The organism is Paenibacillus popilliae ATCC 14706 (assembly GCF_000315235.1).
GTDB classification, from domain to species: Bacteria; Bacillota; Bacilli; order Paenibacillales; family Paenibacillaceae; genus Paenibacillus_B; species Paenibacillus_B popilliae.
Genome location: NZ_BALG01000235.1, coordinates 1 through 24484 on the forward strand (window position 1 = coordinate 1; position 24484 = coordinate 24484).

At 50.9% G+C, this 24484-nt stretch carries 26 protein-coding genes, 3 pseudogenes and 1 riboswitch; of the genes and pseudogenes, 5 read left to right on the top strand and 24 right to left on the bottom strand.

Features of this window, described 5'->3' with window-relative positions; translation table 11 throughout:
- Positions 1-93: 93 nt before the first annotated feature.
- Both PPOP_RS20830 and PPOP_RS14830 read right to left on the bottom strand, forming a co-directional pair.
- Positions 94-204: pseudogene (locus PPOP_RS20830) on the bottom strand (helix-turn-helix domain-containing protein); the annotation flags it as partial.
- Position 205: 1 nt separating this feature from the next.
- Positions 206-433 (bottom strand): annotated as a pseudogene (locus PPOP_RS14830) (DUF2975 domain-containing protein); the annotation flags it as partial.
- Positions 434-613: 180 nt separating this feature from the next.
- On the opposite strand from PPOP_RS14830, the gene PPOP_RS14835 reads away from it, so the two are divergent.
- The gene (locus tag PPOP_RS14835) at positions 614-1123 is read left to right on the top strand and encodes a hypothetical protein (protein WP_006287351.1); all 510 of its coding nucleotides are present in this window, start codon (positions 614-616) and stop codon (positions 1121-1123) included.
- Positions 1124-1128: 5 nt separating this feature from the next.
- The gene (locus PPOP_RS14840) at positions 1129-1602 is read left to right on the top strand and encodes a hypothetical protein (protein WP_006287352.1); all 474 of its coding nucleotides are present in this window, start codon (positions 1129-1131) and stop codon (positions 1600-1602) included.
- Positions 1603-1774: 172 nt separating this feature from the next.
- On the opposite strand, the gene PPOP_RS14845 is transcribed toward PPOP_RS14840, so the two are convergent.
- The 22 genes and pseudogenes from PPOP_RS14845 to PPOP_RS24475 form a co-directional block, all read right to left on the bottom strand.
- Entirely contained in the window at positions 1775-3241 is a 1467-nt protein-coding gene (locus PPOP_RS14845) for an ATP-binding protein (RefSeq protein WP_042229074.1), read from the bottom strand.
- Position 3242: 1 nt separating this feature from the next.
- Positions 3243-3959, bottom strand: coding sequence for a response regulator transcription factor (locus PPOP_RS14850; protein ID WP_006287355.1), 717 nt, complete (start codon positions 3957-3959; stop codon positions 3243-3245).
- An 80-nt stretch (positions 3960-4039) separates the two neighbouring features.
- A complete protein-coding gene (gene ccsA, locus PPOP_RS14855) occupies positions 4040-5293 on the bottom strand; it encodes a cytochrome c biogenesis protein CcsA (RefSeq protein ID WP_006287356.1) in 1254 nt (417 codons plus the stop codon).
- Positions 5290-6954 (bottom strand): cytochrome c biogenesis protein ResB, encoded by a 1665-nt coding sequence (resB, locus tag PPOP_RS14860; RefSeq protein ID WP_006287357.1) that lies wholly within the window; start codon positions 6952-6954, stop codon positions 5290-5292. Before resB ends, ccsA begins: the two co-directional genes overlap by 4 nt.
- A gap of 25 nt (positions 6955-6979) precedes the next feature.
- Positions 6980-7504, bottom strand: a complete 525-nt coding sequence (locus PPOP_RS14865; RefSeq protein WP_006287358.1) for a redoxin domain-containing protein — start codon at positions 7502-7504, stop codon at positions 6980-6982.
- A gap of 237 nt (positions 7505-7741) precedes the next feature.
- Entirely contained in the window at positions 7742-8485 is a 744-nt protein-coding gene (locus PPOP_RS14870; protein WP_006287359.1) for a pseudouridine synthase, read from the bottom strand.
- Between the two features lie 135 nt (positions 8486-8620).
- Positions 8621-9154, bottom strand: coding sequence for a spore maturation protein (locus PPOP_RS14875; protein WP_006287360.1), 534 nt, complete (start codon positions 9152-9154; stop codon positions 8621-8623).
- 81 nt (positions 9155-9235) lie between these two features.
- Positions 9236-9880, bottom strand: coding sequence for a nucleoside recognition domain-containing protein (locus PPOP_RS14880; protein ID WP_006287361.1), 645 nt, complete (start codon positions 9878-9880; stop codon positions 9236-9238).
- A 43-nt stretch (positions 9881-9923) separates the two neighbouring features.
- Positions 9924-11144, bottom strand: coding sequence for a D-alanyl-D-alanine carboxypeptidase family protein (locus tag PPOP_RS14885; RefSeq protein ID WP_006287362.1), 1221 nt, complete (start codon positions 11142-11144; stop codon positions 9924-9926).
- Between the two features lie 211 nt (positions 11145-11355).
- The gene (ytfJ, locus tag PPOP_RS14890) at positions 11356-11793 is read right to left on the bottom strand and encodes a GerW family sporulation protein (RefSeq protein ID WP_042229077.1); all 438 of its coding nucleotides are present in this window, start codon (positions 11791-11793) and stop codon (positions 11356-11358) included.
- Between the two features lie 139 nt (positions 11794-11932).
- Positions 11933-12622, bottom strand: coding sequence for a DUF2953 domain-containing protein (locus PPOP_RS14895; protein ID WP_006287365.1), 690 nt, complete (start codon positions 12620-12622; stop codon positions 11933-11935).
- Between the two features lie 264 nt (positions 12623-12886).
- Positions 12887-13588 carry a metal-dependent hydrolase gene (locus PPOP_RS14900; protein ID WP_006287366.1) on the bottom strand — a complete coding sequence of 234 codons (702 nt, stop codon included), beginning with the start codon at positions 13586-13588 and terminating at the stop codon, positions 12887-12889.
- Between the two features lies 1 nt (position 13589).
- On the bottom strand, positions 13590-14207 hold the full coding sequence (gene scpB / locus PPOP_RS14905; RefSeq protein ID WP_006287367.1) for an SMC-Scp complex subunit ScpB: 618 nt from the start codon (positions 14205-14207) through the stop codon (positions 13590-13592).
- Complete coding sequence (locus PPOP_RS14910; RefSeq protein ID WP_042229081.1) at positions 14176-14970, bottom strand: segregation and condensation protein A; 795 nt, start codon at positions 14968-14970, stop codon at positions 14176-14178. The genes scpB and PPOP_RS14910 overlap by 32 nt, the downstream gene beginning before the upstream one ends.
- An 81-nt stretch (positions 14971-15051) precedes the next feature.
- The gene (gene ribH / locus PPOP_RS14915) at positions 15052-15519 is read right to left on the bottom strand and encodes a 6,7-dimethyl-8-ribityllumazine synthase (RefSeq protein ID WP_006287369.1); all 468 of its coding nucleotides are present in this window, start codon (positions 15517-15519) and stop codon (positions 15052-15054) included.
- Between the two features lie 47 nt (positions 15520-15566).
- Positions 15567-16808, bottom strand: coding sequence for a bifunctional 3,4-dihydroxy-2-butanone-4-phosphate synthase/GTP cyclohydrolase II (locus PPOP_RS14920; protein WP_006287370.1), 1242 nt, complete (start codon positions 16806-16808; stop codon positions 15567-15569).
- Between the two features lie 23 nt (positions 16809-16831).
- Positions 16832-17491 (bottom strand): riboflavin synthase, encoded by a 660-nt coding sequence (ribE, locus tag PPOP_RS14925; protein ID WP_006287371.1) that lies wholly within the window; start codon positions 17489-17491, stop codon positions 16832-16834.
- Positions 17472-18641, bottom strand: a complete 1170-nt coding sequence (ribD, locus tag PPOP_RS14930; RefSeq protein ID WP_006287372.1) for a bifunctional diaminohydroxyphosphoribosylaminopyrimidine deaminase/5-amino-6-(5-phosphoribosylamino)uracil reductase RibD — start codon at positions 18639-18641, stop codon at positions 17472-17474. The genes ribE and ribD overlap by 20 nt, the downstream gene beginning before the upstream one ends.
- Positions 18642-18901: 260 nt before the next feature.
- A riboswitch (FMN riboswitch) is annotated at positions 18902-19067 on the bottom strand.
- A gap of 303 nt (positions 19068-19370) precedes the next feature.
- Positions 19371-20447 (bottom strand): sensor histidine kinase, encoded by a 1077-nt coding sequence (locus PPOP_RS14935; RefSeq protein ID WP_006287373.1) that lies wholly within the window; start codon positions 20445-20447, stop codon positions 19371-19373.
- A complete protein-coding gene (locus PPOP_RS14940; protein WP_006287374.1) occupies positions 20444-21145 on the bottom strand; it encodes a response regulator transcription factor in 702 nt (233 codons plus the stop codon). The genes PPOP_RS14935 and PPOP_RS14940 overlap by 4 nt, the downstream gene beginning before the upstream one ends.
- Positions 21146-21426: 281 nt before the next feature.
- Entirely contained in the window at positions 21427-22230 is an 804-nt protein-coding gene (locus PPOP_RS14945) for a DM13 domain-containing protein (RefSeq protein ID WP_042229082.1), read from the bottom strand.
- A 126-nt stretch (positions 22231-22356) separates the two neighbouring features.
- Positions 22357-22680: pseudogene (locus PPOP_RS24475) on the bottom strand (transposase); the annotation flags it as partial.
- Positions 22681-23001: 321 nt separating this feature from the next.
- Here PPOP_RS24475 and PPOP_RS14950 point away from each other — a divergent pair.
- The 3 genes from PPOP_RS14950 to PPOP_RS24480 all read left to right on the top strand — a co-directional run bounded on the left by PPOP_RS14950 (position 23002) and on the right by PPOP_RS24480 (position 24144).
- Complete coding sequence (locus tag PPOP_RS14950; protein WP_006287376.1) at positions 23002-23181, top strand: Hint domain-containing protein; 180 nt, start codon at positions 23002-23004, stop codon at positions 23179-23181.
- A 13-nt stretch (positions 23182-23194) separates the two neighbouring features.
- Positions 23195-23689 carry an SMI1/KNR4 family protein gene (locus PPOP_RS14955; RefSeq protein ID WP_006287377.1) on the top strand — a complete coding sequence of 165 codons (495 nt, stop codon included), beginning with the start codon at positions 23195-23197 and terminating at the stop codon, positions 23687-23689.
- A gap of 344 nt (positions 23690-24033) precedes the next feature.
- On the top strand, positions 24034-24144 hold the full coding sequence (locus PPOP_RS24480; RefSeq protein ID WP_234399856.1) for a putative holin-like toxin: 111 nt from the start codon (positions 24034-24036) through the stop codon (positions 24142-24144).
- Positions 24145-24484 lie beyond the last annotated feature (340 nt).

A 24484-nucleotide genomic window follows, 5' to 3' on the forward strand; every position in this document is an offset into this window, starting at 1 on the left:
GGGTGGTGAGAACTTTCATTCTACACGAATCCGGCCATGGGCCCTTTGTTTTTTATTCCCAGAAGGTGTCGCACTTCATTTTACAATCCGTCATATAGAAAGGTTAGCCATTGTTATTCCAACCCTCTCCGATAGTTCTGTTACGCTCATTTTCCTTTTAGCCAGCATCACATCAATATTGATTATAATTGCCATGTTATCCACTTCAGACTATGAAGTCATTCTCTGATTTTATATCGATGGCTTCTTGTAAAAGTCTTTGAAGAACAGCAGCAAAAACTGCAATCACCATTGAAGCAAAAGTGAGCATTATTCCCAAGCTTATAAAACCTGTTATGTCTTCACCTTCACCTGCAATCAATATAACTCCAGATATTATTCCTACTACAATCAAGGTACTGATGGTGATTGCACAGTATTTTATATACTTCAAAGCATGCTAAAAATGCTCACATTTCGTACTAATAAATTTCCCTTTTTCAAGATAGGAGCCGCAGGAATGATCACGCAGCTCTTGTTTTAAAGAAATGCAATGATTTCTGTCGCAAACTAAAATAAAATGTAGTAAAATAGTTCCAATAACATATGGCCAATTCACAAGAGGAGTGTAGTAATGGCATTCGAAAATGGAGACTTAGCAATTGATTATATTGGAGAAACTATTGATAATTACAAGAGAGACCGTACGATATTTTCACAAGTCTACTCATTAATACCAGTCTTTCTAAATCGTCCTGATTGGCCGCATTGTTATGACAAACTTGATCGTACCATTGAAATGATCTTAGGTAATTCACTGACCGGATTAGTTTTCGAATTTACATCACGTTATTTACATAGCGATGAAGTTGTGTGGCCTGACGATTTACCGGATAGTTTTTTGAAAGAACTTTCTACGTTTCACACAGTTACACAAGATTTGGTTTATCCATTTTGGGCTGGTAGAACTACCCCGTTAAAGCTATATAGCATAGCTAAAAGTAGCGATCATGCATATGGAAAGACATTAATCAGATTTATTAGGATGGACGGAGTAAATCTAGATTTGGAAGTGGACGAGAATGATATTAACACTATTATCAGGTTATTAAAGGGAATAATAAATAATGACGAAAATGAGTGATAACCGTGGGTGCTGAAAAAATAAAATCATCTGAAGTTTTACGCTTAATTGAGAATGATGCATTGAAGATGAATAAAGTTAAACATCTCCCCCATTCTCAAGCTGTAAATCCGCTGTATAATATATTTGAGGATTACATTTCAATGCAACAGGTTAAACAGTCAATAGACCAACTAGCTATTGGAATGGAGGGTGGAGAAATGAGAGACAATGTTACAAAAATGGGGCGAAAATTAGAGGATATTGATAAAAATGTTCACGATTTAAGCATTAGTGTAGCTAAACTTGAAACTGAGTTAAAGATCCGCTTCGAGCAAACAAATAATACCCTCCAAGCAATCAACTCTAAGTTGGATACTTTGGTTACTAAGGAGGAGTTCGATAAAAAAAACGAACAAGGTAGATTTAACATAACAACAGTAATTGCTATAGTAGGCGCAATTGCAGCTATAGTTGCGGCAGTGAAGGCCTTTTTATAACGCCCCGCCATTGTTTTAAAGACGGGGCGTTGCTTTACATACTAAGGACCACCATCCGTTCCTCTCCAACCCACTTGACCTTAACCCTGACCGCCTCTGCAACCTCCCGGACATGGGCATATGCGCAGCCGTCGATCAACTCCCCCGGCACAGTAACAAGACCATTGACCACTCATGGGACAGCCCCTTTCTCATTTCGTCCTCCGTCCTCTTTTCGTGACACCGGAATCGGAAGCTGAATCGTGAATGTTGTCCCCTCGCCCTGAATACTCTGAACCTGGATAGAGCCCTTGTGGGCCTCCACAATATTTTTAACGATAGCTAGACCCAATCCGGTCCCGCCGGTCGCTTCCCGCTTGCGAGCCTTATCCGCCTTGTAGAAGCGGTCGAAAATGTAGGGGAGATCCTCAAATGGTATACCCTGGCCGTGGTCCTGAATGACAATGCTTAGCGTCTCGCCGCCGTCGGCGGCAATGCCGCGGCTCGTACCGATGCATATTTCCTCTCCGGCCGACGAATGCCGCAACGCATTGTCCAGCAGATTGGTCAGCACCTGCTCCAGCCGATCCTCGTCGGCGGCGGACACCACCGAATCATGCGCTTCAAGCTTCAGTACGATCGGAATCTGCTGTTCCTTCGCGAGCACCGTATATTTGCGGTATACGCGGTGAATCAATTCATTCACGTCGGTCTCGTTCCAGTACATCTGCATATGACCCGATTCCATCTTGGCCAGATCAAGCAGATCTTTGACAAGGCGCCCCATGCGCAACGATTCATCATGAATGACCTGAACCAGTTCCTGCCGTTCCTCCGGGGAGGCGGCGATATCATCCATCAGCGCCTCGCTGTATCCTTGCAGCATAGAGAGCGGGGTACGGATCTCATGAGATACATTGGCGACGAAGTCCGTTCGCATCTTCTCCAGCTTGACTTCCTCCGTGATGTCCCGCAGCACGGCAATCGCCCCGCACACGCGGCTATCGGCATGGAGCGGCCCCATCACGACCGACCATACTTCCTTCTGCACGTGAACCCGCGCCGTCACTTCCTTCCCTTCCTTCACGACCGTGTGGAAATAAGGCTTCATCGGATCGGGAACCGCCGTAGATTCGGCCCCTTCCTCTTGCATGTTCCACCCCATCTGATTCCAGGTGTTCAGGATCGCTTCGCCCTGCGGATTCGTGAGTACTATCTGCCCGGCCGCGTCGAACGTAATCACCGCGTCGGTCATGCTCCGCAGCATGCTGGCCAGGTGCTCCTTCTCATGTTGCAAATCCTGTATTGTCAGCTTCAACTCCTCCGCCATATGGTTGAACGTGCGCGACAGCTCGCCGATCTCGTCAGAGGAACGTATCGTGACCTTCGTAGAATAATCTCCTTGCCGTATCGTGTCAGCCGCCTCCTTCAGCTTGCGGAGCGGCTGCGTAATTTTCGTGAACAGGAATAACGCGAAGAACGTCGTCAGCGAGAAGCCGGTAATGGCCGTATAGACAAACAATTGCTTAATGTCATTCGGATGCGCGAAGTTGCTGTCAATGTACGGCAGCAGATATACGCCCAATGTCGCCATGACGAAGGCGACGAGGCCGATGATCGTCATCCATAGCTTTCCGATAATGCTTCGCCAAAATTTCAAGTTATTTAGGCACCTCTAACTTATAACCGACGCCCCATACGGTCGTAATCATGGCCGCCGCCTCCAGCGACACCTTGTTCAGCTTCTCGCGCAGACGCTTCACATGGGTATCCACCGTCCGCAAATCCCCGAAAAATTCGTAGTTCCATACATCCTTCAACAATTCTTCGCGCGAGAACACTTTGTCCGGGGATATCGCCAAATAGTGCAGCAGCTCATACTCCTTCGGCGTCAGACTCACTTCCTGGCCGCCTGCCGTTACACGGTGGGCATCATGCTCGATCACCAAATGTGGAAATACGATATTATTGCTCATCTTCTGATCGTTGGTCAGGAACGCCGTCGCCGACGAACGGCGAAGCACCGCCTTGACCCGGTAAATCACTTCGCGCGGACTGAACGGCTTGACGACATAGTCGTCCGCCCCCACCTCGAATCCCTGCACCCGATTTATTTCTTCGCCTTTCGCGGTAAGCATAATGATCGGTGTCGCCTTGACCTGCCGCAGGCTCGTGCATACTTCGATGCCGTCCGTTCCCGGCAGCATCACGTCGAGCAGGATCAAATCATAATCTTCGCTCACCGCTTTGCGGAGCGCCATTTCTCCATCTTCCGCCTCATCAATCGCGTACCCCTCTTTTTCCAGATACATTTTGAGCAGGCGACGAATGCGTTCTTCATCATCAACTACCAATATACGATTCATATGTTCAGACATATACGACTCCCCTTCCAATAGTTATATGCGCAACTTGACAGAATAAGAGTCCTGTCCAGTCGCATGCGAAGCTGCCCGGATTATACTCCGGCATAGGAATGCAGCCCGGAGATCATAAGATTGACTCCGACTAAAGTAAACATAACGATCAAAAAGCCAATGACGGCAAGCCAGGACGAGTTCATCCCGATCCAACTGCGGGACAGGCGAAGATGCAGGTAGGCACTGTAAAAGAGCCACGTAATGAGCGCCCACACCTCCTTCGGATCCCAGGCCCAAAATCGGGACCAGGCAATCTGCGCCCAGATCATCGCGAAGATAAGCCCACCCAGCGTAAAAACCGGGAAGCCCAGCGCGATGGACCGGTAGCTGATCTCATCGGCCAGCTCCGGATCGACGCCGCGGACAAGCGGTTGAATCAACTTCGCAATCGGCTTGCGGATAAGGAAGCGAATCAGGCCGTACAGTGCGAGCCCGGATAGCAGCGACCAGATGACGGTGTTCAGCTTCCGCCCCGCCTGCACGCCCTTCATCCAGCTTGGCGCTTCCATCAGCGGAAGCGAAATGCCGATGAAGCTCGGCACCTTCTCCAAGGAAGCCGGATTGCTGTTGTACGGAGCGACCAGCGGCGGCATTTGATACGTAACCTTTTCCAGTCTCATCTCAATGTGACCGTTCTTGATGCCCTCCACCTGCTGGTCAATGATGACCTCATATCCGGCCCCGCGGAAAATAAACACGATCGAAATGAAGCCGACGACGATGACGATACTGGCCATCGTGAACTCAAGCCAGCGTTGATGCCGGCGCAGCGCTCCCGCATCCCAGCGGACCGACCGCAACAGATGCAGCAGCCCGGCCAGGAAACCGACCGCGAAGAATGCATAGCCCAGCGCAACCATCGTCACATGGATATAGAGCCAGATCGAGTCCAACTGCGGGATGAGCGGCTGGACTTCACTCGGAAAGACAGAGGCATAGCCCATCATGATCACGGCCAAAGGGACCCCGAATATGCCCAGCACCGTCGAACGGTATATCAGAAACACTACGACGAAAGCGACAATAATCATCATCGCAAGGAAGGACATAAATTCGTACATATTGCTGATCGGAATATGCCCCGCGCCAATCCAGCGCGCGAAAAAGTAGGCGGCCTGCGCCAAGAAGCCGATCATCGTCACGACGAACGCCATCTTCCCCCATTTCCGCTCCCGTCGGCCGGAATCCCGGGATTTGCCGCCTCCCAGGGCGAACATGAACAGAATGAACGCGATGCAGAACAAGAAAAATGCGACTAAATAGGCGTCCTGGCTAAATTGTAGCAGATTCAATCCCTATTCCCCCCGCGATCTATCATTTTGGCATCTACCTGCACATCGGCGGCCGCCAATGCTCGTGCCACTTCGTTGCGCAAGCCGAACCAATTTTTGTTCGTATGCGCTCCCAATGCCAGATTCTGTCCATCCAACTGCAGCCACACGCGGCGGTGCTGCCAGTAGAAGCCCATAATCAGGCCGATCATGCTGATGGCGGCCCCGCTCCAGATGAACGGCATCGCCGTATCCTTGCGTACCGTTAGGTAGCTCGTGGATTCGGACATCGTCACATCATCCATCGATGGCACGCGCAGCTCGAACCGCTCCCCCAGCTTGCCATTGATGACATCCTGTTGGAAGCGGAACTTGTCTTTTTGCAGCGGGAAATAGAGATAAGGCTCTCCCTCATCCGATAAGCCAGGCCCCTTCATCAGGAAAATAAAAGCGGGGGCATTCGGCTCCTGTGACATATTCGTGGGCTCGCCCTGGCTGTTCAAGCCAAACTCCATAAACTTGCTCGTTAATTCCAGAGTATAAGGCCCTACCTTATACTCGCGTTCCGTCCGGCTCACTTTCAGCTCAAATTGCCCGTATACTTCGCCGGTAGCTGGATTGCGCAGCTCAGGCTTGAGCGCCACGAGCTTCGGCGTCAGATCGAAATCGAACTGATACGCCGAGATGCCGTCGTATTCCAGCGGATCATTGACCCGGATATCGTGCTGGCGAACCTTCTCCAGCACCGGCTCTGCCACCGGATCGTCGCACTTGTCGACACAGCGGAACAGGGTGGCCTTCGTCTCGAACAGCTTCGCGAACACGCGGCCTTCCTTGACAAATTGCTCCGGCATCTCGTCTTCCGAGTAATACTCGACCGTAAAATGATCATTTTGCAAATAGTACGGCGTATTCGGAATTTCCCGCGGCTCTCCCTGCGGAAATCCGGCATGATACTCCATATGCCATCCCGGTATGCTTCTTGCCAGCACCGCCATTAGGAAAACGATGAGCCCGATATGGTTGAGATAAGGTCCCCAGCGGCTGAAGCGGTTTTTCTCCGCCAGCAGTGCCCCGTCGTCGCGGACGATGCGATAGCCACGCTTCTTAAAGGCACCCGACATTTTATCCAGCCACGCCTCCGGCTCCTCCTTGATCTCGCCCTGATAGACGACGCGCTGCCCCGTAATGAATTGCTCATGCTTGCGAACCTTTTGCTTATGTAATGCGCGGTAGAGAGGAAGGACACGGTCCAGACTGCATATGACGAGCGAGGCCCCGATCATGACGAGCAGCGTAATGAACCACCACGATTCATACGTATGGGACAAGCCGAACTGATAATAGAAATGCCCGAGCGTGCCATAGGTCTGCTTGTAGTAGATCGCGGCGTCGAGGGAGATGAAATTGCTTTCCTGCGGATAAATCGTTCCGAGAGAAGCCCCGATTAACGTAATGATAATGAGGATGATCGCGATTTTGACTGAAGAAAAGAAGTTCCAGACCAGGTCAATCCATGAAGGCTTTGCTTTTTGCGATTTGCGGGCGACGCCGTCATATCTCATTTCGAGCACCGCATCCGGCCCTGGCTCCTCGTATTGCGGTTTGCCGCAGGCTTCGCACAGCACCGTTCCTACGGAGTTCTGATGCCCGCATTCACACTTCGTGTTGACAAACGCCACGCCATTGCCCTCCTTCCATATCCGGTTATGTACCTGTAATCTGCTGAAGATAAGCATTCAGCTGATTACGGGATAATTCTCCGATATGGATGGCGTGGACCTTGCCGTTCGGCTTAATGAAGAACGTGGTCGGCATCGCCCCAATACCGAACGCCTTCATCGCCTTCTTCTTCTGATCCAGCAGTACTGGGAAATGCCCGTTCACTTTTCTCATATAGTTCTCGACGACCAGTGCATCTTCCCCCGCATTAACGCCGACAACCTCAACCCCGCGTTCCTTCCAGTCATCCGCCGTGCCCTGCAGGGCGGGCATTTCCCGCTCGCACGGCTCGCACCACGATCCCCAGAAATTCAGGACGACCGTCTTGTCCCGGTAATCGCTTAACTGCACCAGATCGCCCTGCACCGTCTGCAAGGTCAGGTTCGGTATCCTACTTCCGACTTTCGGCGTCGCCGATTTCTTGAAGACGGAACTGACAGCGAAGACGCCGAGCAGAAGGATGCCCGCCAAAATAATGATTTGGACTGTCTTATTGCGTTCTCCCATCATCTACGTCCCTTCCAGAATGTTCAAAAATCCGCTATTGCCGGTCCATTTGAACACTCACTTCTATGACATTTTTCATTATTTACAAGGAAGAGTTCCTACAATTTCCGTACACCATCCACCATCATTATAATTCATTGGTGAACGCCCCCTCTTCTTTAATATGAAAATTATGTGTCATAGCAACGGGAAACACCCTACACGCCTGCCGGGTTCATTCCAACCGATTCAAGAATCGGTTCAGGCCTCTGTGCGGTTCGGCTTGATCGCCATCTTCAATTCGTTGACCTCGGATTTGGTCAGATTCCGGAATTTGCCCCTTGGAATCCCTTGCAGGAAGATGTTGCCGAATTGAACCCGCTTCAGCTTCACTACAGGATGCCCGATCGCTTCGAACATTCGGCGTACCTGGCGGTTGCGCCCTTCATAGATCGTAATGCTGATCGTCGCTGACTGGCGCTCCATATCGACATCATGATATTCCACCTCGGCCGGCTGTGTCATGCCGTCCTCAAGTTGAATGCCTTCTCTCAACTTCTCTAGCAGATCTCCGTGCGGAATGCCCTTGACGGTCGCATGATACGTCTTCGCCACATGATGGCGCGGATGCATGAGCATGTTCGCCAGATCGCCGTCATTGGTAAGAAGCAGCAGCCCTTCCGTATCGTAATCGAGCCGTCCTACCGGATAGACCCGCGCCCCCATGCCCTTGACGAAATCAAGCACTGTTTTGCGCCCTTCCGGATCCGACATGCTCGTAATGACCCCTTTCGGTTTGTGGAAGGCTGCATATACTTTGTTGGCATTCGCGGTAATCGGCTTGCCGTTCACGGCAATCATGTCTGTCGCAGGATCCGCCTTGACCCCTAACGCGGTCACGACCTCACCGTTAACCTCCACCTTCCCGTCCAGTATCAATTGTTCACATTTGCGGCGCGACGCAACCCCTGCGTTTGCCATAATTTTTTGCAATCGTTCTTCCATCGATATCTGTCACCTCAAACCTATGATATCCTTTTGTGAACAAGACCACAAGCCAAAGGTTCAAAATATTGTCGAAATACATAACAACGCCCAGTGCTGCGGCATCGGGCGTCCGAATGAATTGATTCTGCCATCTTACCCGAATACGAGCAGACAGACGATAATGGCGGCCACAAATCCGACCAAATCAGAGAACAGGCCCACCTTGAGCGCATAGCGTCCCTTGCGGATGCCGATCGCTCCGAAATAGACCATCAGCACATACAGCGTCGTATCCGTACTGCCCTGAATCGTGGAGGCCATTCGACCGATCATGGAATCCGCGCCGTATGACTGAATCAGATCAGTCGTGAAAGCGAGCGAACCCGCACCCGTTATCGGCCGCAGGAAGGCAAGCGGCAGCACCTCACTTGGCACGCCGAACCAACTCAGCAGCGGAGTGAACCAGCCCACGATCCACTCCATCGCCCCGGAAGCCCGGAACACGCTGATGGCAACCATCATCCCCACAAGCGTAGGAATGATGTTGATCGAGGTCTGGAAGCCGTCTTTCGCCCCTTCCACGAACGATTCATAGACGGCTATGCGCTTGAAATAAGCGTATAAAGGGATGAAAACGATAATGGCCGGGATGGCCCATGCAGAAATAAGCGACACTATAGCATACATGAGCAGCCGTCCTCTCCGAACGAGTGATGAATTCCCTCTTCAGCCAATGGCGCTTGACCGCATGATCGAGCCTGCCCGTTCTTAGTCAGGCATCGGCGGCACACCAAGCCCTGCCTGGCCAGTTCCGGCCGTCTTGCTCGGCGGACAGTCCGAATCCCGGTTGCGGTACCACCAATCGGCCGCAATCGCGGCAAGCGTCGCCACCATCGTAGCCAGCAGCGTCGTGCCGACGATCTCGGCCGGATTGGCCGAGCCGAAATTCATCCGAATCGCGATGAGCGTTGTCGGAATCAGCGTGATACTGGACGTATTGATCGCGAGCAGGGTGCACATCGCCGGCGTCGCCGTCTCCTTGTCGACATTCAGCTTCTGCAGCTCTTGCATCGCCCGAATCCCCATCGGCGTCGCCGCGTTCCCCAGGCCGAGCAGATTCGCGCTCATATTGGACATGATGTACCCGAGCGCCGGATGATTGGGCGGCACGTCCGGGAACAAAAAGCGGACGATCGGGCCAAGCGCCTTCGCGACTTTAGCCAGCAGGCCACCGTCTTCCGCGATACGCATCATCCCTAGCCAGAATACCATCACGCTAATCAGACCGAAGCTGACCGCGACTCCGGTCTTCGCTCCGTCGAAGACCGCCTCCGTTACCGCTTCAATCCGCCCTTGGGCGGCTGCCGCAATAAATCCGATCAGCAGCATGAACATCCAGATTGCACTGACCATCGTTCTCCCCCCTTATCACATTCGGCGTCCCTTTCCCTGACGATTAGCGGGTATGAAATAATGCGCCTACCGCAGTCTGCAGCCTGTCGAACCATCTGGCGGCCACAGATTCGGACTTGCCCGTTTTGGCCCCGTCGCCGTCGGCTACAGCCTCCTTCAGCTGGACGGAAATCATCGGCTTGCCGTCCAAATCATACCGAAGCGTGCCGCGATAGCCTAACCGGTAATCGAGACTTCTCGCCGGAATAAGACGCACGGATGCCTTGACCCGACTGCGCTCGTCCGCTCCGAGCGGATAGGCGACAGAGGCCGAAGCCTGAAGATACTCATAGCCTTGAACCTTGTCGCCTTCGGCGACCAACATCACCGCCGGAAAGGCCGTGAACCCGTAATCAAGCAAGCGGGAATGATCGAGCCAATCGTTGCCGTCATTGAGCGTCACGACTGCAAGCTGTTGGCCGTGCCTCGTCGCCGAGCTGACGAGACAGCGAAGCGCTTTGGATGTATAGCCGGTCTTCACCCCGTCGGCCCCCTTGTACAACTGCAGCATCTTGTTCTTATTCGTCCATTTATAATCCCACTTCTCATTCGGATTGGGCACCGTCTTCACCTTCGTCCGCACGATCTCCCGAAAGGTCGGATTGTGAAGCGCGTACGCGGACAGCCGGACCAGGTCGTTCGCCGTCGTATAGTGCCCGTTGGCATCCAGCCCATGCGGGTTGCGAAATTGCGTCTTCTCCAGGCCAAGCATTTCTGCCTTCTGATTCATCAGGTACACGAATCCTTCCTCAGATCTGCCGACATGCTCCGCGATCGCGACGGCGGCATCGTTACCAGAGCGAAGCATCAGACCGTACAGCAGATGATGGAGGCTCATTTCCTCACCTCTCCGCAGGTACAAGGAGGATCCTTCCTTGGCGAATGCCCGCTTGCTGGTCTTCACGACATCGCTCAACTGGCCTGCTTCAATCGCCACGATGGCTGTCATAATCTTCGTAGTGCTTGCCATCGGAAGCGGCTCTTCCCCATTCAGGCTATACAGAATCCGCCCGCTGGCGACGTCAATCAGCGCCGCCGCCTTGGCATGGATGGCCGGGGGCTTTATCCGCTTGGTACGTCGTTCGGGATCACGTTCGGGTTCAGCCTGCACCACCTTGCCGGAAGGTTCGGTATCACCCGCGCTTCCGTTGCACGCCTCACTGAACGGGTTAAGAACAAGAAGCATGGAACTAATGAGCAGCAGCCTTTTGGTGAATCGGATCATAAGGTCCTCCTTTTTGTAATGCCAGTCCAACTGTTACCATGTGTATGCTTGTCTTCTCCCAGTTATGCGGAAGGAGACGAGAAATCATGCGAAGGGTGACGTGCCTCCACACGATAAACAGCGCCAAGCCCGCTTCTCCTTCGCACATCGCTTAGCGGATGGGGAAGTCAGATGAACTTGACGCTTTTACATTGGAGCACGCATGGTAATATCACGCCTCTTCTTCATTAGGCCCATCGTGCCGATTGCTCGTGAACATCGCTTCGATCCGGTCAAGCACGCTTGGGGTGACGTCGATAATCCGTTCGATCAGATGGGTCTGGTTATCGAGCGATACGACATTGATGCCTTGCGTGCCTACGACAAGGAATGCAATCGGGGTCAAACACACGCCGCCGCCGCTTCCGCCGCCGAACGGCAGGGCATGAGACGAATTCCGTTCCTCATGTCCGTTCCCGCCGGAGCGCCGCGAATCCACTCGGAAGTCGCTCCCGCCCGCAGCGAAGCCAAAAGCGACTCGGCTGATGGGAAGAATAACGCTGCCGTCCGGGGTCTGTACCGGGTCGCCAACGATCGCGTTCACATCGACCATTGCTCTGATGTTCGCGAACGCAGCTTGCATCAATCCTTCGACAGGATGTTCTGCCATTGCCTAGAGTCCTCCTCCGCATATATAAAATAGTGCCGTTCCCAAAGCCACATCTCGGCTTTTTCTACACCTATCCCCACATCAGGTACTTGCCTGCACATGCATAGTCTGCGCACAAATAAAGCGTAGTATGTATAGGCTAGCCCTGTACCTTCCGTGCACAGGCATTCGCCAGCGTCCGCCGCCATATGCCGATCCCGACTTCGGCACGCACAATCCGGAAGGCAAGCCGGACCAGCGAGCGGATGACATGGCCGAATCGTATTTCGGCAATACAGACGATGCGGGTGGAGAAGTACGGATGATGAAACTGAGGGGTAATTTCCAGAATCGGATCATCCTGAAAACGAAGCGAATAGCTTAGCCTGCCAACGAGCCATGACTTGAGAGACCAGGTCGCGCCCGTGGCGATGGCCGTTCCGGCCGGATCGCCAACCCCGATCTCCGTCTCCCAGATGAACCGGCTGCACTTCATCTTGTCCATCGTCTCCTCGATCCACTCGACGATGCCTCTTGTATGCCGGGCCAGCCGCTTGATCCGTCTGATGTACCGGGCGACATTCTCCCGGTTCACCTTCTGCCTCGTGTTATCTTGGCTGCTCTCGCCGAAGTTCTCCTTCTTCTTTTGCTTCAGATTGAAGCCTTCCTTCAAATTGATGAAGCGCATGGAGCGCCATTCGTACCGCCAGCGAATCCATCCGTAGAAGGTCCGGACAATAATAAATACCCGCTCATGCTTATCCACCTTGTGAATGACCAGCTTACATTCGACGGTCGAGAAAAGAATCAGGAAGAGCAGCATGGCGATAACCGCTGCGACTCCTATCATAATCCATATCACCATAGTCTGCCTCAATCTGCCTCCGATCCGTATGATTTCCTGACCTAACCGTATTATGGCCTTATATCCAATCAGACATGCAGAAAGTTCCATCGCCGTCTTGCCGAGGCGGACGGTCAGGCACGGCAAAGCCCGCCGCACATCGACTGGCGTCGTCCGCAGGCGGGCTTGGGTAGGCCGCTTATTTCAGCTCTTCTATTTTTCTTGTGATCTGCTGCTCTCCGTGCTTCTTCCCGCTCAACCCAGCGCAGGTCAGCCAAGCCCCAACTTATCGGTATCAAGCGATTCTCCCGGCGCCAGTTCAACGCCCTGAATGCCGATCACCTTCAATTGGGACACGAAGGCCGCGCCGTCCTGTTCAATCGGCGGGAACGTATTGTAATGAATCGGGATGACCCACTTTGCCTTGATCCATTGAGCGGCCAGGAGCGCATCCTCCGGATCCATAGTGAAGAAACTGCCGATAGGCAAAAAGGCGATATCCGGCTTATACCGTTCCCCTATCAGCTTCATGTCGCTGAACAACGCAGTATCTCCGGCGTGGTACACGGTCAATCCATTTAACTGAAGCACGATCCCCGCCGGGTTGCCCAAATATTGAGCCTGTCCGTTGACCGTGACCGAAGAACTGTGGAGGGCATTGACCCACTTGATCGAGCCGAAGTCGAACGTGCCTCCCCCTCCCAGATTCATGCCGATGGCACGCGCCCCCTGCTGCTCCATGTAGTCGGCTAGCTCCACAATGGCCAATATGGTGGCATCATTCCGCTTTGCGATGTCTGCCGCGTCGGCGATATGATCGCCATGGCCGTGGGTAAGCAGCACATAATTCGTCTGAATCTGATCCAGAGTGGCCTTGGCGACCGGGTTGCCCGTCAAGAACGGATCGATGATAAGCCGATGCTTCCCGGAATCGATTTCAACGCAGGCATGCCCATGAAACTGAATTCGCATTTTAACGTTCTCCTCCTTCTTCGTTCACATCTTCAATCGTCAGTTGACGTCCTTCTAATTTCTCGAACAACAACTGCGTCTCCTCCTCCAAGCCTTCACTTTGTTCGAAGGCCGAGGCTGCCGGCAACTCGGACAAACTGGAAAGCCCGAAATAATCGAGAAACGCTCGCGTCGTGCCGTACAGTATCGGCCTTCCGATCGCTTCGGCCCTGCCCGTTTCTTCGATTAGGTCCTTGTTCACGAGCGTCTGAATGGCCCGATCGGACTTGACACCGCGAATCTCCTCCATCTCCACCCGAGTGATCGGCTGGCGGTAGGCCACGATGGCCAGCGTCTCAAGCGCTGCCTGGGACAAAGACGAGCGGGAAGGCGAATAGGCCATCCGTTCGAAATAAGGTACATGATCCGGCAAGGTCGCCAATTGATACATACCCGCAATGGCAACGATCTGAATCCCGCGCTTCAAGCGCTCCATATCTGCCTGTAAATCATGCAGCGCCTCTATAACGATTTCCTGCCGATGATCCGTAATTTCTGCGATTTGCTTACTATTTAAACCTTCATCTCCCGCCATAAACAGGAGTCCTTCAATAATCGACTTTAACGTCTGAAAGTCCATCGCCTTCCCCCTCCCCGTGCCACTGAATCACGATTTCATCGAATACTCGATCTTGAAAACAACGAATCTGCTTCATCTTCATTAATTCCAGCACCGCAAGGAACGTCACAACCAGCTCGTGGCGGGTCAATTGCTCGCTCAGCAGCTTGGAGAACAGCAGCTTGCCTCCCCTTCCTACAGGCTGCAGAACCGTGACGATATCGCGAATCCGATCCTTCACGGAAATCTCGTCGCGACGAATCGTGGCGACCATCGTACGCCGGGATGCTTTGCGCAGCGCCTTCTGGAAGGCGGCAATCAAATCCGAAACATGGAGTCCTTCCACTGGATTCGACGGCTTCGACGGCATGAACGGAGTCAGATCCTCCGGTTCCTTCGTGAACAGCAGGCTACGCTCTGATTCCATTTCCCGCAAATGCGCGGCGATTCCTTTATACTTCCGGTATTCAACCAGCTTGCGGATCAGCTCCGCTCGCGGATCCAGTTCCTCTTCTTCGTAGTCCATTATACCTTCGTCCCATTCCATGACAGGCGGCTTCGGCAAGAGCTGTTGGGACTTCATCGCTAACAGGGTCGCTGCCATAACGAGAAACTCGCTCGTAATATCCAATTCCAATTCCTTCATGCTATGTAAATAATCCATATATTGATCGGTGATCTCGCTGATCGAGATATCCTGAATTGCAAGCTCCGCTTGATCGATAAGGTGAAGCAGCAGATCAAGCGGCCCTTCGAACAGCTCCAGCTTGTATGTGACGGACACGAACGTTCCTCCCGTAAAAAACAAATGTAGCGCCCCATAATAAAGGGTGTACCTCTATTGGGGCACTACATTAAATAAGCACTATTTCAGCTGATTCGTCAAGTTAGCCATCTCAATTGCCGTTGCGGCCGCTTCCCAACCCTTGTTGCCGGCCTTCGTGCCCGCACGCTCGATCGCCTGCTCGATCGAATCCGTCGTCAGCACGCCGAACACGGTCGGCACGCCTGTTTTCATATTGACTTGAGCGACCCCTTTGGCCGTCTCGCTGCACACATAGTCAAAATGCGGCGTGGATCCGCGAATGACAGCGCCCAACGTAATCACCGCGTCATATTTGCCGCTTTCCGCCATTTTCTGGGCGATGAGTGGAATCTCGAACGCACCTGGAACCCAAGCGACAGAGATCTCCTCATCCTTCACGCCGTGGCGCTTTAGCGCGTCTAGGGCACCGGACAGCAGCTTGGAGACGATGAATTCATTGAAACGACCGACTACGATGCCGTACTTCAACCCTTCCGATACGAGATGACCTTCAAATACATGTGGCATAGAGTAAACCTCCTGATGGAATATAGTTTGCTGTGCTAGCTTGCGATTCAGGATTTGGTTTGTTCGTTCTGCTCGATATCATCGAATACGAGCATATGTCCGAGCTTTGCTGCCTTCGTATGCAGATAACGCGTATTATTTTCATTTTCCTGCATCTGAATCGGCACCCGCTCGACAATTTCCAGGCCGTAGCCTTCCAGCCCTTTGATTTTGCGGGGATTGTTCGTCATGAGCCGGATATGGCGAACACCGAGATCCTTCAGAATCTGCGCGCCGATTCCGTAATCCCGCAGATCCGCCGGGAACCCGAGCTTCAGGTTCGCGTCCACCGTATCCAGGCCCTGTTCCTGAAGCTTGTACGCCTTTAGCTTGTTAATGAGGCCGATTCCCCGGCCTTCCTGCCGCATATAGAGGAGAACACCGTTCCCTTCCCGCTCAATTGCGCGCAAGGCGGCCGCGAACTGAGGCCCGCAGTCGCAGCGATGCGAATGAAAAACATCGCCGGTCAAACATTCGGAATGGACCCGAACCAACACCGGCTTCGTGCCGTCGATCTCGCCCTTAACCAAGGCAACATGCTCCTTGTTGTCGACCTTGTTCGTGTAAGCGAACGCCCGGAATACACCGAAGTCGGTAGGCATGTTGACTTCGACTTCGCGGCGAATCAGATTCTCTTTCTCGTTGCGATAATGAATCAGATCTTTGATGCAAATAAGCTTCAAGCCGTGCTTCTGCTTGATCTCTATCAGGTCCGGCAGCCGCGCCATCGTCCCGTCTTCCTTGATCACTTCGCAGATGACTCCCGCCGGCGACGCTCCGCACAGGCGGGCCAGGTCGACGGCCGCTTCGGTATGGCCTGCGCGGCGCAGCACGCCGCCACGCTTCGCGATAAGAGGAAAGATGTGGCCCGGACGGCGGAAGTCCGCCGGTTGTGCCTTCGCATCGAGCATCTTCTGAATCGTCAGCGAGCGCTCATGGGCCGAGATGCCTGTCGACGTCTCGACATGGTCGATCGACACCGTGAAGGCTGTCCCGTGATTGTCCGTGTTGTGCGAGACCATCGGCGGCAGATCCAATTCTTCTGCCCGCTCGGGGGCAATCGGCACGCAGACGAGCCCACGGCCCTCGGTAATCATGAAGTTGATCGCTTCCGGCGTCGCCTTGTCTGCCAGCGCCAGGAAGTCACCTTCATTCTCGCGATCCTCGTCATCGACGACGATGATCACTTTGCCTTCCATTAAGTCCCGCAAGGCATCCTCTATCGTATCGAACTGAAATTGTTCACTCATCGCCCTTCCCCCTTTGCAAGTTGTCACATAAAGCCGTGTTCGGCCAAAAAGGCGCTGCTGATGCGAGAGCTTCCGCTATTGGCGGAGCGGCTGCCGAAGGCCAGCAAATGATCGACATATTTGGCCAGCACGTCGCATTCAATATTGACCGTGTCTCCCTGCTGTTTGCCGTGCAGCGCCGTCTCGGCAAGCGTATGCGGAATGATCGATACGACGAACATGTCCTCCTCCGCCCGGATTAGGGTGAGGCTAATCCCGTCCACAGTAACCGATCCCCGCGGGATCATATACTTCGCCATGTCGGGATCCTCGGCCAGGAATTCGAACACGACCGCATTCTCCTGTGCCGTGCGGCGGATCATGCGCGCCAGCCCGTCGACATGCCCCTGTACGATATGGCCGCCAAAGCGGCCGTCCGCCGCCATGGCCCGTTCCAGATTGACCGGAGCGCCCGGCTGCAAATCCTTCAGGTTCGTATGCCGGAACGTCTCCGGCATGACATCAGCCATAAATGAGCCGGAGTCATGGGAGACCGCAGTCAGGCATACTCCGTTCACGGCGATGCTGTCGCCGCTCTCCATCCCTTCCAGCACTTTCGCGGCACGGATATGCAGCATCATCGCTTCTCCGCGCTTCGTAACGGCCTGGAGCCGACCGACTTCTTCAACGAGTCCCGTGAACATCGTCGCCCCCTCCCTTCTTATCCAGTGTTGCGGCAATCCGTTCAAATACGGTGCCGAACGGGTAGCCGCTAATGCAAACATTGTCTCCCAGGCTATCGACCCGCGTATGCCGCAGCCGGTAAGCGTCGTTCATCTTGCTTACGCCGTCAAAGGCGAAGTTGGCCGGCGACGCCTTGCCGCCGACAATCGCCGGCGCATAGAACAACACGACCCGATCCACACATCTACCCTCCAGCATGGCACCGTTGAGGCGGCCGCCGCCTTCCAGCAGGATGGAGCCGATCTCCTGGCTTCCGCACCACTCCAACATGTGCCGCAGATCGACCTGCGGCCCGTCGCCCGAGGCGATAACCTGCACTCCATGGCCCTCCAGCGCTTCCCGCTTCCCGGCGTCCGCCCGGGAAGTCGTGAACACGATCGTCGGGGCGGAGCGATCGGCGACGACCTTCGCTTTCAGCGGCAGCCGCAGCCGTGAATCGATGATAAGCCGCGTTGGATGAAGACCCGGCATGGCAAGCCGCGTCGTAAGCGACGGATTGTCGGTCAGCACCGTGCCGATTCCGGCCATAATTGCCTGATGGCGATGCCGCATCGCGTGCACCCGTTCCCGGGCCTGCTCGTTGGAGATCCACCGGCTATCGCCTGTATACGTTGCGATGCGGCCATCCAGCGTGCTCGCCGTCTTGAGCGTGACGTACGGCAGACCGGTCGTGATGTACTTGGCGAACATCTCAATGAGGGCCTCAGCCGCGGGCTGAAGCACACCCGCTACCACTTCCACGCCATGCTCGCGCAGCAGCTTGACACCCCGGCCGCTAACTGCCGGGTTCGGATCGAGGCAGCCGATGACGACGCGCTTGATTCCGGCCTCCAGCAGGCGAAGACTGCAGGGAGACGTCTTGCCGTAGTGGCTGCACGGCTCGAGCGTCACATAGGCGGTAGCGCCGCGTGCGGCTTCGTCGGCCATCTGCAGCGCATGCACCTCCGCGTGGCCTTCGCCGCGCCGCAGGTGGGCGCCCAGGCCGACGACCCGGCCTTTGCGGACGATGACACAGCCGACGGCCGGATTGATGCCGGTCTGTCCCATGGCCCGTTCCGCCATATCTAGCGCCAACTGCATGTAGAACTCGTCATTGATTACCGGATGCACCAGAACGTCCCTCCTTCTTTTACAGCTTGCCCTATCGCAGCAAAAAGCCCTTCGGATTCCTCCGAAGGGCTTGGTAGTTGAGCTTACAGGTATGTACTCTTCTTCAACATAGGCACAGTCAAACAAACCGTCCGGCATCGTCCGCGATAAAGGAGGAAACCGCCTTCCCTTATACGGCAAATAAACCGGATGAATATCGGCAACTGAAAAAAACTATGTGAAAAAAAGAACTAAAAAGAGTTAACAACAAAACTCTCCCTGACGCCCTTCTCCCATCCAGACTATACTGTCGGCTCTGGAGTTGCACCAGATCCACCGTTCGAACAACGTTCGCCCGGGTCGCGGACTAAGGAAGACAATAGCCATCAACATCGCTACCGTTCCATCACCGCCGGTCGGGAATTACACCCTGCCCTGAAGGTTCAGCAGATTTCATATGGAGTAATCGACAATCAATTACGTAACGGATCTTATCACTTCAAGTGGAAAAAGGCAAGGCTATCCCTCACCGTGACAGCGGAAAAGAACCGTATTCACAAAATCATTCAGGATGGGAACATTAAGTTGACCACTTATCTTAGCGATGTATTTGCTGGATACGATTCCGGGACCAATCAAACAACAAGGGTACAAAGTAGTGCTTCAAGAGTTGGGGGATGCTGGATAAACTTAATATACCATATACTGGTTAAACAATTTACTATATGTATAATATACACAAAATCATAACTATTTAGTAAAATAGGAATTCTCATTCAATTCAAATTCACTGCCAATTTCATTTGGGATTTGAATAATAAAAATACTTCCTATCCCTTGACCCGATGTCACGGTCAGTCTACCGTGGATAAATTCCGTGAGTTCTTTGGCAATTGCAAGTCCTAATCCAGATCCGCCATACTGCTGATTCCGTGATTTTTCAACTCGATAAAACCGTTCAAAAATTTTATCCATTTCATCTTGAGGAATTCCAATTCCCTCATCTTTAACCTCTATATACGTGTAGGTATCATCACAATAAATATAAAGCTTAATACTGGTTCCTGGTTTGGAGAATTTGATAGCGTTCCCTACTAAATTATATAAAATTCGTTGAATACAAACATTGTCTGTTCGAACAGATACACAGTCCTTGCTAATATTAACATCAATGACTCGATTTTCTCGCGAGATTTGAGCTTCAAATGCTTGCAGGGTATCCAATATCAACTGATCAATCCAAACGACTTCCGGCTTGAAAGCAATTTCCTTATCATCTATGGATGCGATGGCCAATAGCTCATTAGCAAACGATACCACCCGTTCGGTTTGCTTACCAATACCAAGCAAATAATTTCGAACTTCTGTTGGATCAGTTACTTCTTCATCGACCAAGGCCTCCCAATAAGATCTTATGGAGGCAATTGGTGTTTTTATATCATGCGATAAATTAGCAATCAATTCGTTTCGACGACGCTCTTCGTCTTGAAGCGCTTTGATTTTCGCTTTAATTTCAAGTCCCATTTTGTGCATGGATTCAGCAAGCTCACGCAATTCCACAACACGACTATTATTTAAAAGCTGATCGTAGTGTCCTCTGGCAATATCTTGACTTTGCTTATTCAACAGTGTTATATGCCGTGCCATAGGGAAAATAAACAGTGAATTTATCAACAACGACAACACACTGGACGATACCGTGATCATCATTGCTATCCTCAATCTGTCATAGTCTAAAAACATCTGTTTATAAGCAACAAATAGAATCAGTGTCACGATAATTAAACTACTTAGATACGAAAATAACACCAAGGTGCGAAGTTTCATGACACTGTGTCTCCTTCCCTCTTGAACTGATATCCAAGCCCCCATACAGTTTTAATAAATATGGACTCCTGTCCGGCCTTTGAAGCTATTTTCTCCCTTAAATGATGGATATGAACATTTACGGTGTTGGCATCCTCATAGTAATCATATCCCCATACTTCTTTTAGCAATTCGGACTTTGGGATAACTCGGTGCTTCTCCTGAACAAGGAACCACAACAGATCGAATTCTTTATTTGTGAGATCTAGCAGCTCTCCGTGAAGTTTTGCCACCCGCTCCTCCCGATTCAAATACAGTTCTTCATCATTAAGGAATGAAATTCGAGGCTTCGATTTTTGTGATCGCTTGATAATATTTTTGATTCGGAAAACAAGCTCTCGTGGGCTAAATGGCTTGGTCATATAATCATCTGCTCCTAATGCCAAACCGTATAAGGTATCCTTCTCCTGATTTAGCGCGGTCAAAAATAAGAATGGAATGTCAAATCCTTGATTTCGGATCGATTCTATGAACTCGTAGCCATTCATTTTAGGCATCATTACATCAATAATTATAAAATCGATAACCTGGTTATGAACGACATGCTCCGCTTCTTCTCCATTGCTCGCTGTATATACCTTATAGCCATCATTTTGCAAATATAGCTGACAAACATCTACAATCGGCTGTTCGTCATCAACAATCAATATGGATAGCAATTATTATCACATCCTCTTTTTTCTGCACCTTTCCAGCTTTTCCGCCACTTCGAAAAAGCCAGCGTTCCACACTCACATAAGATGTGAACCTCTTCCAGGAGAATCACGGTTTTCCGCAATACTTGTCATACCCAGATTTAAGCCATATCCATCCAAACAGAATACGAATCACACCTAATGCCCAACCACCTATTTGTTGAGTTACTTTCATCATTATATAATCTCCTTAAAAAAAAAGGTACCATCCTCAAAATCGGCACGGTACCAATGGTTCTTTTAATTTAACTAATATCAGCTGCACCAAATATCACTTGAGCCTTGTCGCAATAAATAACGACGGAGTCATATTCACTAAGATTAGCTCCGTTCAGATCAAATGTTTGTTCGCTCTTGTCCACATCGATCTTCCCCAGCTTTTTGCCAGTTTGCACATCCTTGCCCTTTGTCAGATAGATATGCAAGTCCGGTCCCTTAGCCGTTTTAAAATTCGTAAGCATTACCTTGCCATCTTTGATTTCCACATCGCCTTCGGATTTCTCACCAGTTAGCACACCTTTTTTCGCGTTCATTGCAGATGATACTGCTTTATCGTCCATTTGTTTATCACTCAGATCTGCAGCGCCAAACGTAACTTGTGCTGTATCGCAGTAAACAATAACCGAGTCATAATCATCCAAGTTGACTCCCGCTAAATCAAATGTTTGTTCACTCTTGTCTACATCGATCTTCCCCAGCTTTTTGCCTGTCTGCACATCCTTGCCCTTTGTCAGATAGATATGCAAGTCCGGTCCCTTAGCCGTTTTAAAATTCGTAAGCATTACCTTGCCGTCCTTAATTTCTACATTACCTTCTGATTTCTCATTTCCTGTACCTGTCAAGATACCATACTTCACCATCATTGTGCTTGTTTGCTGCTTTGTTCCTTCGTCGACAATAGCAGTTACTTTGTCAGGTGATTCTGATTTGGGCATGCTAGTTTGTGTCGCATTCGTACTTCCAGTAGTTGTTGTGTTAGCTGCACCGCAACCCGCCAAAGCTGCTGCTGATATGGCCAGGATTACTGTTGCAGTTCCAAGAAACTTCATATTCGTCATCTCCTCCAAGTTCTTATCCTTCAGCACTTGTGCTTACATTTGAATTCTAAAACAATCGTTTTCTAATTGAAATTAATCACCTATTACAACTTTCTTAACTAATCATTAAGTCTTCAGTTACAATAATTTCAAAAAGAGAACGCGTAGCCTACGTTCAAGATTCATGACAAGCAGTTGCAGAGCGATCGCGGTTTCACTTGTCTCCCGAAGGCGTGCTAGAATACGCCCAGCGTTTGGCCTCTCCGAAAATTCCTTCAATTGCGTTGCGTGCAGAAGCATCCTGTGTGCTTGTTTCTGATCTGATTCTGCTTCTTTCTTCGGACACCCCAAGCTCGGGCCGCTTAGGCGGATACGGTGTTGTTAGCAATAGCGAAGGTTCTCCCGGTTTCGGTAGATTTGGTCTGCCAGAATCGCTTCGGGATAGAATCTGTGTCGTTGGAAGCTTCTTTTATTAAGAATATTGTTAATTGGTATAAAGAGAAATTCCTGTAATGAATGAATTCGAGGTTTGAACAAAAAGAGCGTCTCCTGTATGCTGGGTCTGGAATGGGAAACATTCACTGCCCTAATTATATCATCTTCCTCAACGGCTCTTTTTTTGCATCGGTGAATATATCTATATAATCTCTCATACAGGAGGGGGGGGGATAGAAGTGGTTATTGATCGAATTATGTTCAAGAAATCTATGGACGACAGCATTTCTTTGCCGCGATTATGAACGCAGTTATTGATTGAATTTCTTTTATAATAAGGAGAAGAATATGAAAAAATTTATAGCCCTATTATTATTTTTTGCCCTTTCATTTACAAGCCTTCCTCTTGCTTATGCGGATTTCGCGAATGGCACCTTGGTGCAGACCGAAGTAGGATTCAAGCCGATTGAACAAATCCGGGTCGGGGATCTCGTTCAGGCACAGGGCTTTCAACCAATACAATTATAGGGGGTAGATAAGAATGGAAATTTGTAAACTAATCGAAATGGTTAAGTCTACATCCAATTGTGTGGTTTTACCACCTAAAGGGATTCCGCAAACGGAGGATGATTTACAATTGCCCTCTGATTTAAAAGAATTCTATGAAATTTGTGGAGGCATTGCTCTCTATCAGCATTCCGATTATCAAATAAATATTGTATCCCCTGAAGATTTTGTTCTTGCTAATCCAGTGATAGTGGGAGAAAGATGCGAAGAAGACATTTCATCTAATTGGTATATAGTCGCAAACGATGGTAAAGGGGAGTACCTTACCATTGACCTTAAACCTTGCCGATTAGGGAGATGCTACGATAGTTTTTTTGATAGGCATGGTGTTGTTGGAGAGTCTCAAGTTATTGCTCTGTCCTTTGTAGAATTGTTAGAAAGACTTATACAGAATAAAGGCCAGTATTGGTACTGGTTAAAAGAAGATTTTGTTTCATTGGGAGATGCTTATGATATTCCGAATACCTAACTAATACTGAGAACCTTGATTGGCTCCGTGTCTTTCAAGGTTTCTTTTTTATGGAGCCGTAGGAAACGTATTCCTACGGCTCTTGTTGCTACTTTTGAATATTCACCTTTCGTTCCTCCCCAACCCACCCGCTCACTTTAGCCCTAACAGCCTCCGCAACCGCCCGGACTGGGGCATAAGTGACACCTCCAATCAGCAGGCCCGGTTCGTCCAGTGCGTGGTTGCAATTACATAAATTTGTCGTTTTCTGTCCCCATACATTGAAATATATGGTATGATAGACGAGCAATAGAAAGGCTTTATGGCGCGGTCGGCTAACTCTCCCGGAAGGGAGGTGACGCTACATGGAGATAAAAGACGCTTTGACGCTTATGATTGATTTCGGTTTGCTTACTATTGCATTACTGACGTTAATCTTTACCATCGTCATTGCTCTTTTGAACCATAAAAAATAGACCGCCCCTCGGGAAAGGTTAGCGGTCTATTTGGACACTACTTTTCTAAGCCGACCGCTCTTAAAGCGGCTATTGCTCGGGAGTCGTGCTGCTAACACGGCTCCTTTTCTATTTATATCTTACCATGGTGTAATTTATACGTCTACGGGTTGTTGTGTTCGTACCTTACACGCTCATATTTAAATATGTCTTGCGACTCAATAAAGAAGCAGAACGGATTTAAACCGTCCTGCCTCTCAATTCGGCTTAAATTTCAAAAGCTTGATACACCGCCTCATCCTGAAAACCGGAGGCTTTAATAATACGTTCCGAAAATCCGGCAACCCCCAAGTCCCTCTCT